This window comes from Rhodococcus sp. 06-418-5, assembly GCF_002258285.1.
Lineage (GTDB): Bacteria > Actinomycetota > Actinomycetes > Mycobacteriales > Mycobacteriaceae > Rhodococcoides.
In genome coordinates, this window is record NZ_NOYE01000008.1 from 105,093 (window position 1) to 115,816 (window position 10,724).

Annotated in this window: 13 protein-coding genes; 6 read left to right on the top strand and 7 right to left on the bottom strand. The window is 65.3% G+C overall.

Translation table 11 applies throughout. The annotated features are described in order from the left end of the window. Genes CH274_RS02170 through CH274_RS02180 form a run of 3 tightly spaced genes read right to left on the bottom strand, consistent with a single transcriptional unit; the run spans position 1 to position 2,135 of the window. Entirely contained in the window at positions 1-882 is an 882-nt protein-coding gene (locus tag CH274_RS02170; protein ID WP_032396854.1) for a 2-hydroxy-3-oxopropionate reductase, read from the bottom strand. Positions 883-890: 8 nt separating this feature from the next. Beyond that, positions 891-1,727 carry a hydroxypyruvate isomerase family protein gene (locus tag CH274_RS02175; protein ID WP_094646178.1) on the bottom strand — a complete coding sequence of 279 codons (837 nt, stop codon included), beginning with the start codon at positions 1,725-1,727 and terminating at the stop codon, positions 891-893. A 12-nt stretch (positions 1,728-1,739) separates the two neighbouring features. Then, positions 1,740-2,135: an allophanate hydrolase-related protein gene (locus CH274_RS02180; RefSeq protein ID WP_032396855.1), complete on the bottom strand. Its 396-nt coding sequence runs from the start codon at positions 2,133-2,135 to the stop codon at positions 1,740-1,742. 233 nt (positions 2,136-2,368) lie between these two features. Here CH274_RS02180 and uraD point away from each other — a divergent pair, with 233 nt between their 5' ends. Genes uraD through CH274_RS02205 form a run of 5 tightly spaced genes read left to right on the top strand, consistent with a single transcriptional unit; the run spans position 2,369 to position 6,356 of the window. Next, the gene (uraD, locus tag CH274_RS02185) at positions 2,369-2,908 is read left to right on the top strand and encodes a 2-oxo-4-hydroxy-4-carboxy-5-ureidoimidazoline decarboxylase (RefSeq protein ID WP_094656616.1); all 540 of its coding nucleotides are present in this window, start codon (positions 2,369-2,371) and stop codon (positions 2,906-2,908) included. Continuing rightward, the gene (gene uraH / locus CH274_RS02190) at positions 2,901-3,239 is read left to right on the top strand and encodes a hydroxyisourate hydrolase (protein WP_094656617.1); all 339 of its coding nucleotides are present in this window, start codon (positions 2,901-2,903) and stop codon (positions 3,237-3,239) included. Before uraD ends, uraH begins: the two co-directional genes overlap by 8 nt. Before the next feature lie 5 nt (positions 3,240-3,244). After that, positions 3,245-4,135: a factor-independent urate hydroxylase gene (pucL, locus tag CH274_RS02195; RefSeq protein ID WP_094656618.1), complete on the top strand. Its 891-nt coding sequence runs from the start codon at positions 3,245-3,247 to the stop codon at positions 4,133-4,135. A gap of 12 nt (positions 4,136-4,147) precedes the next feature. After that, entirely contained in the window at positions 4,148-5,548 is a 1,401-nt protein-coding gene (locus CH274_RS02200; RefSeq protein ID WP_082073850.1) for a nucleobase:cation symporter-2 family protein, read from the top strand. Positions 5,549-5,579: 31 nt separating this feature from the next. After that, positions 5,580-6,356, top strand: coding sequence for an IclR family transcriptional regulator (locus CH274_RS02205; RefSeq protein WP_045197588.1), 777 nt, complete (start codon positions 5,580-5,582; stop codon positions 6,354-6,356). Here the strand turns inward: CH274_RS02205 and CH274_RS02210 are convergent. Genes CH274_RS02210 through CH274_RS02225 form a run of 4 tightly spaced genes read right to left on the bottom strand, consistent with a single transcriptional unit; the run spans position 6,353 to position 8,987 of the window. Continuing rightward, positions 6,353-7,177, bottom strand: coding sequence for a spermidine synthase (locus tag CH274_RS02210; RefSeq protein WP_094656619.1), 825 nt, complete (start codon positions 7,175-7,177; stop codon positions 6,353-6,355). The genes CH274_RS02205 and CH274_RS02210 overlap by 4 nt on opposite strands. Then, positions 7,170-7,613, bottom strand: coding sequence for a cupin domain-containing protein (locus CH274_RS02215; protein WP_094629106.1), 444 nt, complete (start codon positions 7,611-7,613; stop codon positions 7,170-7,172). Before CH274_RS02215 ends, CH274_RS02210 begins: the two co-directional genes overlap by 8 nt. Before the next feature lie 10 nt (positions 7,614-7,623). Next, positions 7,624-8,289 carry an SDR family NAD(P)-dependent oxidoreductase gene (locus CH274_RS02220; RefSeq protein WP_045197593.1) on the bottom strand — a complete coding sequence of 222 codons (666 nt, stop codon included), beginning with the start codon at positions 8,287-8,289 and terminating at the stop codon, positions 7,624-7,626. Beyond that, positions 8,286-8,987 (bottom strand): TetR/AcrR family transcriptional regulator, encoded by a 702-nt coding sequence (locus CH274_RS02225; protein WP_094629105.1) that lies wholly within the window; start codon positions 8,985-8,987, stop codon positions 8,286-8,288. Before CH274_RS02225 ends, CH274_RS02220 begins: the two co-directional genes overlap by 4 nt. A 187-nt stretch (positions 8,988-9,174) precedes the next feature. Between CH274_RS02225 and CH274_RS02230 the strand changes: the two genes are divergently transcribed. Continuing rightward, positions 9,175-10,722, top strand: a complete 1,548-nt coding sequence (locus CH274_RS02230) for an amino acid permease (protein WP_045197596.1) — start codon at positions 9,175-9,177, stop codon at positions 10,720-10,722. Positions 10,723-10,724: the final 2 nt, after the last annotated feature.

A 10,724-nucleotide genomic window follows, 5' to 3' on the forward strand; every position in this document is an offset into this window, starting at 1 on the left:
TCAGTTTCCCTTACCGGAGAGCCGAGCGACGCCGCGGTACAGCGCCGAATGATCCAGTCCACCATCACCATTGGCGCGGGCCGAGGCCATCAGCTGCGCCAGCACCGCGCCCATCGGGATCACGACCCCCGCCTCACGCGCAGCCGAGGTGACGATGCCGAGATCCTTGTGGTGCAGGTCGATGCGGAACCCGGGCTCGAACGAGCGGTCCAGCATCTTCTGTGCCTTCTGGTTCAGCACTGCCGAGCCGGCGAGGCCGCCGCCGAGAACCTCGACCGACGCTGCCAGGTCCACGCCGTACGCCTCGAGGAACGCGATGGCCTCGGCGAGCACCTGAATGTTGCCTGCCACGATCAGCTGGTTGGCCGCCTTGACGGTCTGCCCGGACCCACTCGGACCCACGTGCACGACGGTCTTGCCGACGACGTCGAGAATCGGCTTGGCCGTGGCGAAGTCGTCCGCGCTGCCACCGACCATGATCGACAGGGTCGCGTTCTCGGCACCGGCCTGGCCTCCGGAGACCGGGGCATCGAGGATCCGGAAGCCGCGCGAGATCGCGTCGGCGGCCAAGGTGGCGGTGACGTCGGGACGGATGCTGGAGAAGTCGATGATCAGCGCGTCGCGTCGAGCATTGTCGAACACACCACCCTCACCGACCAGGACGTCCTGCACATCGGGGGAGTCGGGAACCATGATCGCGATGACATCCGCGTCGTGGACGGCCTTGGCGATGGAGTCGGCGGCCGTGCCGCCCGCTTCGACCAGGGGCCCGGTGCGATCGGGAGTCAGGTTGTAGCCGACCACCTGGTGGCCCGCCTTGGCGAGATGAACGGACATGGGGCTGCCCATGATCCCGAGGCCGATGAATGCGATGGTGCTCATATCAATCCCTACTTGGTAGTGGTGCCGGTGGAAAGAGCCAGCTCCAGCCAGTCGAACGTGTCCTGGCGGGTGGCTTTGTATTCGAGTCCGACGTAGCCGTCGTAACCACGTTCGGCGAGGCCGGCGAGCTGTCCGCCGAGGTCGAGCGATCCGGTGCCCGGTTCTCCGCGGCCGGGGGAGTCGGCGATCTGCACGTGCCCGATCAGGTCGTGGTGGGCCTCGAGCGCTGCGGGCACGTCGTCTCCGTTGACGGCGAGGTGGTACAGGTCGGCAAGCAGGCGCAGATTGTGGACGTCCTGTTCACGGGCAACTCGACGGATGGTGGCGACGGCTCCGGCAGCGGACTTCAGCGGGTAGGCGGGTGCGCCGCTGACGGGTTCGACCAGTACGACCGCACCGATTTTCGCTGCGGCCTTCCCGGCTGCGGCCAGGTTCTCGATCGCGACCTCGTCCTGGTCGAGCGGGTCGACTCCGTCGATGCGGTTTCCGTAGAGGGCGTTGAACGTCTTGGTGCCGAGTTGTTCGCCGATTCCGACGGTGGCGTCGATGTTGTCGCGAAAGGCCTGCACCTGCGCTGGATCGGACAGAATCCCGCGGTCGCCTGCCGGCATGTCGCCGGCGGCGAAGTTCAGACCGGTCAGCTGTACCCCGGCATCGCGGATCGAGGACACGAACGCAGAGACATCGGCGTCCGACGGCACCGGGCCCCCGAACGGCCACCAGAATTCGACGGCGTCGAAGCCGGCATCTCGGGCGCGCTGCGGTCGATCGAGCAGAGGCACGTCGGTGAAGAGAATGGAACAGTTGACGGTGTAGTGAAGCCTGGAATCAGCGAAGGTGTTCATGCACAGTGCCTTTCAGTTCTGAGGTTGCGGCAGGCCGCGGTACCTACGCCAGCTGCCGGTGTAGGTGATGTCGGTCAGCTCGTCCGGTTGTGCATCGAGCACCCCGGGGCGGAGGCCGACGCCGAGGACCGAGCGCCCGTCCTCGAGCGCGACCACGGTGAGTTCGAGCTCCGGCGGTTCGTCCGGCAGGAACGCCGTGCGGATGTCGTCGAGCGGAATGTCGTAGAGCTCGCCCTCGATGGCCGCACCTGCGGTGTGGTCGAGCAGCAGCGCCGGGAATTCGTCTCGTACCGAGAAGAAGCGGTAGTTCGGTGTGGTGCGCACTGTCCCGACGAACGGGTGGGACGAGACGTTGTGGTGCAGGCTGCCGCCCCGCATCGCACCACCGTTGCAGAAAAGCTCCGTCATGAAGTCGTTCCTCTCGGGCTCGATCGGATCGGACACAAAGTCCGTAATTCGGAATAGTGATTCCGTTTTGTGATTCGAGTGTGGCGTGCACCACGTGGATCTGTCAAGACCCGCTCACCCGGACTGCCCGACCGAAGCGCCGAATACCGCAGTGCGGCAACACCGAAAGACTCGACGCAGACAGTCCGAGATCAACCCTTGACAGTGGATGTGATCGGTGTCACGCTCGTTTGGTGGAATCAACATTTCGTATAGCGGAATCAGAAACCGACGCTGCAGTCGTCGAGCTGAACGCGGCCTCCGACGCCGATGCGGCACGCAGGCTGTCACTGTGCCTGGACGTACCCCGCTGGGTCGAGGGAGTTCTGAGCGCCCGCCCGTTCACCGACACCCAGGCGCTGCGCCACGCCATCCGTCACGCTGCCCGACCATTGACGGCCGAGGAGGTGGCGCGAGCACTCGCCGTGCATCCGCGTATCGGGGAAAGACCCGACGGCCGCGACGCAAGTTCGGAGTACGCGAGCGCCGAGCAATCCGGCGTCGACATCTCCGACGCGAGCATCGAACAACGGCTACGAGCGGGAAACGTGGCCTACGAGAACCGATTCGGACAGGTGTTTCTGATCAGGGCCGCAGGCCGGGATGCCCACGCGGTTCTCGACGCTCTGAACAGCCGACTCGGCAACGACCCGCACACCGAGGCCGTCGTCGTCGAACACGAACTGCGGGAGATCGCCGAGATTCGGGCAACAGGAAGTCTCGGCGATGTCTGACCAGAGGAGCCATGTGACCGCTCACGTGCTCGATGCGGCGAGAGGCGTTCCTGCGCAGGGTGTCTCGATAGTGCTTGCCGATCACCACGGCACCCCGGTCGCCGACGCGGTCACCGATGAGCAAGGACGCGTCGCCGCGCTCGGTCCCAGCGAACTCGAACCGGGCGTCTACCGCCTCACTTTCGCAACCGGCGCGTACTTCGCCGCCCAGCACACCGAGTGCTTCCACCCCGAGGTTCTCGTCACTTTCGAGATCACCGCATCCGACCAGCACTACCACATACCACTTCTGTTGAGCCCGTTCGCTTTCACCACCTATCGAGGGAGCTAGAACCCATGACCATCGTGCTCGGAGCAAACCAGTACGGCAAAGCCGAATGCAGACTCGTCCGCATCGACCGCGAGACTCCTCGCCACCGCATCACCGACGTCAGCGTCACCTCGCAGCTGCGCGGAGATCTCGAGGCCGTCCACACCGAGGGCGACAACGCCCACGTCGTCGCGACCGACACCCAGAAGAACACCGTGTATGCCTTCGCCCGCGACGGCATCGGCGCGATCGAGAACTTCGCTCTGCGCCTCGGCGCGCACTTCACCGACAGCTTCGACTGGATCACCGGCGGCCGCTGGGAGATCGAGCAGTACTCCTGGTCGCGAATCGCCGACGGTCAAGACGGATACGACCACTCGTTCGTCAAGGCCGGCGACGAGAAGCGGAACACGATCGTGACGGTCGATGGCGACAACATCTCCATCGTCTCCGGAATCAGCGATCTCGTGGTCCTCAACTCGACGGCGTCGGAGTTCTGGGGGTACCCGAAGGACCGCTACACGACGCTGAAGGAAACCACCGACCGCATTCTGGCCACCTCGGTCAGCGCCCGCTGGCGGTATCTCACCACCGAGCTCGATTTCGACAAGACCTTCGACGACGTCCGCTCGATCATGCTCGACGCCTTCGCCTCCACTCACTCTCTTGCGTTGCAGCAGAGCCTGTTCCAGATGGGCAAGCAGGTTCTCGAGGCACACCCGGAGATCGGCGAGATCAAGTTCTCGATGCCCAACATCCATCACTTCCTCGTCGACCTCGAGCCGTTCGGACTCGACAACCCCGGTGAGGTCTTCTACGTCGCGGATCGCCCCTACGGTCTGATCGAGGCCACGGTGCAGCGCGACGATGCCCCGGACGCAGGCCGCGCCTGGGATACCGTGCCCGGATTCTGCTAGGAGCGAGCCGACATGAAGCTGACGAAACGCACTGCGGCCAAGACCCATGCACCACACGACCCCGCCCGTCCCGAGGACGAGCGATTGTCGATCGGTAGGTCGTATCTCTACGGATTGCAGCACATCCTGACGATGTACGGCGGCGTCATAGCACCACCTCTGATCGTCGGCGGCGCAGCGGGGTTGACCGGCACCGAGATCGCGCTGTTGGTCTCGGCCGCGTTGTTCGTCAGCGGAGCGGCCACCCTGCTGCAGACCTTGGGAGTGCCGTACTTCGGCGCAAAACTCCCTCTGGTGCAGGGCATTTCGTTCGCCTCGGTGTCGACGATGGTGGCCATCGCAAGTGGGCCGGGCGGATTGAACTCGGTGTTCGGAGCCATCATCGCCGCCGGTGCCATCGGCATCCTCATCACCCCGTTCTTCAGCAAGATCGTTCGCTTCTTCCCACCGGTGGTGACCGGCACGATCATCACCGTCATCGGTATCTCGCTACTGCCCGTTGCGGTTCGGTGGGCGATGGGCGGTGATCAGCAGGCCACCGACTGGGGCTCGATGTCCAACATCGGTCTCGCGGCGTTCAGCCTCGTGGTGGTTCTGCTCGTCAGCCGACTGGTGCAGGGCACACTGTCGCGGCTGTCGATCCTCATCGGCATCATCGTCGGCACGGTGTTTGCGGTCCTGGTCGGCAAGGCCGACTTCTCCGGTGTCGGTGACGGTGCCATCTTCAGCCTCCCCGAGCCGTTCGCGTTCGGAGCACCGACCTTCCAGATCGCGGCGATCCTGTCGATGGTGGTCGTCATCCTCGTCATCATGACCGAGACCACCGCGGACATCCTGGCCGTCGGCGAGATCGTCGGCACCGACGTCGATGCCCGACGTGTCGGCGACGGGTTGCGTGCGGACATGGTGGCCACCACCATCGCTCCCGTCTTCGGCACGTTCCCCGCCAGTGCGTTCGCCCAGAATGTCGGTCTGGTGGCGGTCACCGGAATCAAGAGTCGCTACGTCGTCGCCGCCGGCGGCTCGGTGCTGCTGTTCCTCGGACTCTTTCCCATCCTCGGTCTGGTCGTCGCATCGGTTCCGTTGCCGGTACTCGGCGGCGCGGGCATCGTGCTGTTCGGCTCGGTGGCCGCCAGCGGCATCAGGACGCTGTCCAAGGTGGAGTTCGACGGCAATCTCAACCTCGTCATCGTGGCCGTCGCCATCGGCTTCGGCGTCATCCCCATCGCGGTACCGGGCTTCTATGCAGCCTTCCCCGACTGGGTCCACGTGGTACTCGACTCGGGCATCAGTGCCGCGAGCATCGTCGCGGTCCTGCTGAACATCGCCTTCAACGTCGTCACGATCGGCCAGAAGGCCTCACCCTCGGTGGTGACCGCGGCTCCACCGGTGGCGACGCGGCATCACCAGTAGTGTTCTACCGAGATCGGTGGAAGCTACGAGCATGCGAGGTGGGACTGTGGCGGCAGGTGGCGGGGTGCAGTCCGTGGAGCGCGCATTCGAGCTGCTCGACATCATGGCCGCCTCGGGCGGATCCATCGGGATCAGCGAACTCGCCGAGGGAACCGATCTGCCGATGCCGACCGTGCATCGACTGATCGGGACCCTCGTCTCGCTCGGCTACGTCAGGCGGCTGCCGTCCCGTCGATACGCATTGGGCACCAAGCTCATTCGGCTCGGTGACAGCGCCTCCAAACTGATCGGCGGATGGGCCAAGCCGTACCTGGCCGAGCTGGTCCGGATCACGCACGAGACGTCGAACATGGCATTCCTCGAAGACGACATGGCGGTCTACGTCGCGCAGGTGCCGTCCGAACACGCCATGAGAATGTTCAACGAGGTGGGACAGCGGGTGCTGCCGCACTCCACCGGCGTCGGCAAAGCTCTCCTCGCGCAGTTGGACGACGACGCCGTCCGCGCGATCGTCGGCCGCCTCGGTATGGCACCCCGTACCGTCAACACCATCACCACGCTGGACGCGTTACTCGAAGATCTTGCGGTGATCCGCCAACGCGGCTACGCGATCGACGACGGCGAGCAGGAAGTGGGCGTGCGCTGCTTCGCCGTACCGGTGATCGGTGCACCCACGCTGACGGCGATGTCCATCGCCGGACCCACCGCGCGAGTCACGCTCGAATCGGCCGAACAGTTCGTACCCCTGCTGATCTCGGCCGCCGAGCGACTGGCGAAAGATCTCGCGGGCAACAACCCCGCACCCTAATCTTTCAGAATTCTCGCATCGCGAGCGAAGGACTCGACCTGCTCGGTCAGCCACACATGAGCCGGAACCGCGCCGCCGAGCAGTTCGCGAGCCAACGAGGGGGAATCCCCGATCTGCACATCGCTGCCCGCGATGATGATGTTGCCGTAGCGCCTGCCCTTGAGCATCGCCGGATCGGCGACGATCGCCAGATGCGGAAAGACACTGCGAAGAGTCGACGCCTCCTGCTTCGCGAGCGAAAGATCGCGTCGATCACCGCAATTGACGACGTACATGCCGCCGGGCGCGAGGACGCGTCGAACATGGGCGGTGAACTCGGCAGTCAGCAGCGGGGCCGGAGTGACCGCCCCGGCGAACACATCTCGCACGATCAGGTCGCGACTGTTCTCGCTCAAGGTCTCGGTGACCGCCCGCGCCTCACCGACGCGGATACGGAGCAGCGGTGCTCGCGGGAGGTCGAACCATTCGCGTACCAGCTCCGAGAGCTTGCCGTCGAGTTCCACGACCACCTGACGCGCACCGGGGAATTCGGCGGTGAAGGAACGCGCCAGTGTGCACGCCCCACCCCCGAGGTGCAGCGCCCGTAGCGGAAAGGTCGAATCCCACTGAGCGCGAACCAGTCCGGAGATCCACCGCATGTACTCGAATTCGAGCACGGTGGGGTCGTTCATGTCGATGTGCGAACTCGGGACGTCGTTGACGTTGACGACCCAGCCGTCGTCGGAGAAGGCGTCGCGGACCAGTTCACAGGTGCCCGAATCGATCTCGAACACTCCGGGTTGCAGCGAGCCGACCGGTGCCGACGCGCGCTTCCTACCCATTCGCGGGCCCGTCGAGCCGAAAGTCCTCGAAATCGAATCCCGGCGTGACGGTACAGCTGACCAGACTCGGCTCGTCGCCCACCGGACGCGCCCGCTGCCACACCGAGGGCGGCACGATCTGCTGCGGCGCGTCCGGTGCGACCAGCAGCGAAGTCACGGTTCCCGGCTCGTCCCCTGCGCCGCCGAGGTCGAGCTGCACCGGACTACCACGGTGATACAGCCACATCTCGGTCCCGCGGACGGTGTGCCACGCCGACTGCTGGCCGGGCATGAGCAGGAACAGGATCGCCGTGCCTGCCGCGCGCGGACCGGGATAGCCGTCGGGCAGGAACTCCTGCGGGATGGTGACCTCGCTGCGCCAGGTCTCGCGGAACCAACCACCCTCGGGATGGGGTGCGAGGTCCAGGCCGAGAGCCCAGTGAGGCAGCGACGTCATGGACGCAACCCTAATCCGTAGCGATCTGAACCCGGAACGTGTCGCGCCCGGTGTGCAGGCTCCACAGCTGCTCGGCGAGAGCCTCGGGGCTCTTCCTCGGGTCGCTACCGTCGATGGCACCACCGATGATCAACTGCGACACCTGGATTCCCTCTTCGGCCAGCTCCTCGTTGAGCAGCTGCGCGTAGGCTGCCTGGCCGGCGAAGGCGATGGACGTGCCGGTGACGGTGCGACCCGGCTTGACTGCGGAGCCGCCGTTGACGAACAGGATCGTGCCCTTGTTCTCGCCGAGAAACCGCATGCCCGGGAGCACCTGGTGGACGGCGGCGATCGGTCCGTAGATCGAGAACTCGACCGGGCCGACCATGTCGGCCGGGGTGGTCTCGAGCACCGGCCGCATGAAGTCCTTCTGCGGAAGGGGGCTGTACTGCAGCACCTCGATGGGCCCGAGCGTTTCGGTGACCTGCTCGAGCGCTGCGGCGATCGAGGCCGGGTCACGCACGTCGGCGACGAAGCCCTTCGCGGAGATACCGTCGGCGGCGAGCTGATCGGCCAGAGCGTCGACACGGGCCTGGTTTCGGGAGATGAGGCCGACCGAGAAACCCTGCGCGCCGAACTTGCGCGCCACCGCTGCTCCGAGACCTGCACCTGCTCCGACAATTGCTATGGAAGTCATGACCTGTGCAAGGCGAGTCCATCCTCGACTATTCCGACGACCGACTCGAGCAGGGCCTCTGCGCTCTCGTGCAGCGCCGTGACATCGCCAGTCCAGCCGAGCACACGCAGTGCGGCTGCGGCGATACCGGCGGCATCGGCTGTCGGGTCGCTCCGGCCGTTCTCACGATCGGCCCGCGCGTTCACCACGGTCTCCACCAGTCGAAACGGCAGGTCCTCCGTCCCCGGACGGCGTTGAGAGCCCAGTTGGTCCAGCGTGTCCGACGCGATGGCCGCATACAGGCCCATGAGCAAGTATCGATGGTCGCGGAAAGTCTCGAAGCGTTCGCTGCGCAGCTCGGGCAGCAGATAGAGCGCGCCGAGATTCCAGGTGGACGCACCGAGTTGGCCGGAGTCGAAGTAGGCGAGTGCGTACATCTGGGTCGCGGGCTCGGCCTGTGAGTCTCGGATGCGCTGCGCGACGGCCAGCGGTGCGTCGACCGTTCCGCTGAGCAGTGCGTCGAGGATGTCGTCCTTGGTCGCGAAGTGGTGGTAGAGCGAGGCCTGACGTAATCCGACGGCCTCGGCGATGACGCGAGTCGAGGTGTTGGTGAAGCCGCGAGTGGTGAACAGTTCGGCCGCGGCGTCGAGTATCTCCTCGCGAGCGGTGTCGCCGGGCCGCTTCTTCGTACTCAGCCTTGGCCTGCCTGCTCCGGTCATGACTGCATCTTGTCAGGTCGATATGACGGTGAGATTTCTGTCATCTGATCAAAATAGACGAAACGAGCTTGTTGCACGACGGACACGATCCGGGAACGACCGTGCCGAAAACTATCAACTGACAGAAAACCCGCCTCGGCGATGCAGCGGGGTCACTCATCCACCCACCTCGCCCGTAGGAGATCACATGAGCTCGACCACACTGCCCGCGTCGGGTCAGGGGTCCGAATCACCCGCCACCTCGGATCATTCGGACCTGGCCGCCCTGGGCTACGACCAGCAGCTCCATCGCAGCCTAGGCAAGTACGCGTCCTTCGCGGCCGGCTTCTCGTTCGTCTCGATTCTGACCACCATCTTCCAGCTCTTCGGCCTCGGCTTCAGCTTCGGCGGCCCCGCCTTCTTCCTCACCTGGCCGCTGGTGTTCCTCGGCCAGTTCATGGTGGCCCTGAACTTCGCCGAACTCGCTGCCCGCTATCCCATCTCGGGCGCGATCTACCACTGGTCGCGGCGCATGGGTGGTGAGCTGGTCGGGTGGTTCGCGGGTTGGTTCATGATCATCGCGCAGATCGTCACCGCCTCGGCCGCCGCCATCGCCCTGCAGGTGGTACTTCCCAGCATCTGGGGCGGATTCCAGCTGATCGGCGAGGACACCGCACTCACCTCACCGAGCGGTGCCGCCAATGCCGTTGTGCTCGGCTCGATTCTGCTGGTGCTCACCACCACCATCAACTGCATCGGCGTGAACTGGATGTCGCGGATCAACAGCATCGGCGTCACCTGTGAGATCGTCGGAGTCATCGCCCTGGTCCTGGTGTTCTTCACCCACGCCGAACGTGGACCACAGGTGGTGTTCGATACCGGAAGTGCCGGGGCCGATCCCGGCTACATCGGGGCTTGGATCGTCTCGGGCCTGATGGCCGCCTATGTCATGGTCGGCTTCGGCTCGGCAGGCGAACTGGCCGAGGAGACCCGCAATCCCCGACGCGTCGCGCCCCGCACCATCCGCCTTGCACTGTCCGCCTCGGCACTGGGCGGTGGCCTGATGATCGTCGGCGCCCTGATGGCCGCACCGAGCCTGACCGACGGTCAGCTTGCGACACAGGGGCTTCCGTACGTCATCGACTCGATCCTCACCTCACCGTGGGGCAAGGTCCTGCTGATCGACGTCGCCATCGCCGTGTTCATCTGCACCCTCGCCATCCAGACCGCGGCATCGCGGCTGATGTTCTCCATGGCCCGGGACGGACGACTGCCCGCATCGGCAGCGCTGGCGAAGGTCAACTCGCGCACCGGAACTCCCATCGCACCGTCGGTTCTGATCGGCGTGGCCTGCGTGGCGATCCTGGCCGTCAACGTCGGCAACTCCGCGATCTTCACCACGCTGTCCAGCGTCTGCATCGTGTTGATCTACCTCGCCTACATGATGGTGACCGTCCCGTTGCTGATCCAGCGGCTCAAGGGATGGCCGCACGGCGGAGTGCAGAAGGACAGCGACGGCGAGAAGCTCTTCACCCTCGGCCGCCTCGGCCTGCCCGTCAACATCGCAGCGGTCCTGTACGGCGGACTGATGGTGATCAACCTGTCGTGGCCCCGCGCCGAGATCTTCGACCCCACCGGCGAATTCCCCATCCTGCGATGGGCCGCACCACTGACCGTCCTCGCCGTGATCGTCGTGGGCATCGCCTGCCTGCCCCGCGGCAAAGCCCACCCCAAGCCCGTCACGATCGGAGCCTGAAT

Excerpts from the sequence above, each read along its gene's own strand:
- pucL (WP_094656618.1), top strand. The coding sequence starts at position 3,245 with ATGACCATCGTGCTCGGAGCAAACCAGTACGGCAAAGCCGAATGCAGA.
- CH274_RS02225 (WP_094629105.1), bottom strand. The coding sequence starts at position 8,987 with ATGACCGGAGCAGGCAGGCCAAGGCTGAGTACGAAGAAGCGGCCCGGC.
- CH274_RS02205 (WP_045197588.1), top strand. The coding sequence starts at position 5,580 with ATGCGAGGTGGGACTGTGGCGGCAGGTGGCGGGGTGCAGTCCGTGGAG.
- CH274_RS02210 (WP_094656619.1), bottom strand. The coding sequence starts at position 7,177 with ATGGGTAGGAAGCGCGCGTCGGCACCGGTCGGCTCGCTGCAACCCGGA.
- CH274_RS02230 (WP_045197596.1), top strand. The coding sequence starts at position 9,175 with ATGAGCTCGACCACACTGCCCGCGTCGGGTCAGGGGTCCGAATCACCC.
- CH274_RS02220 (WP_045197593.1), bottom strand. The coding sequence starts at position 8,289 with ATGACTTCCATAGCAATTGTCGGAGCAGGTGCAGGTCTCGGAGCAGCG.
- CH274_RS02215 (WP_094629106.1), bottom strand. The coding sequence starts at position 7,613 with ATGACGTCGCTGCCTCACTGGGCTCTCGGCCTGGACCTCGCACCCCAT.
- CH274_RS02170 (WP_032396854.1), bottom strand. The coding sequence starts at position 882 with ATGAGCACCATCGCATTCATCGGCCTCGGGATCATGGGCAGCCCCATG.
- CH274_RS02180 (WP_032396855.1), bottom strand. The coding sequence starts at position 2,135 with ATGACGGAGCTTTTCTGCAACGGTGGTGCGATGCGGGGCGGCAGCCTG.
- CH274_RS02200 (WP_082073850.1), top strand. The coding sequence starts at position 4,148 with ATGAAGCTGACGAAACGCACTGCGGCCAAGACCCATGCACCACACGAC.
- CH274_RS02175 (WP_094646178.1), bottom strand. The coding sequence starts at position 1,727 with ATGAACACCTTCGCTGATTCCAGGCTTCACTACACCGTCAACTGTTCC.
- uraH (WP_094656617.1), top strand. The coding sequence starts at position 2,901 with ATGTCTGACCAGAGGAGCCATGTGACCGCTCACGTGCTCGATGCGGCG.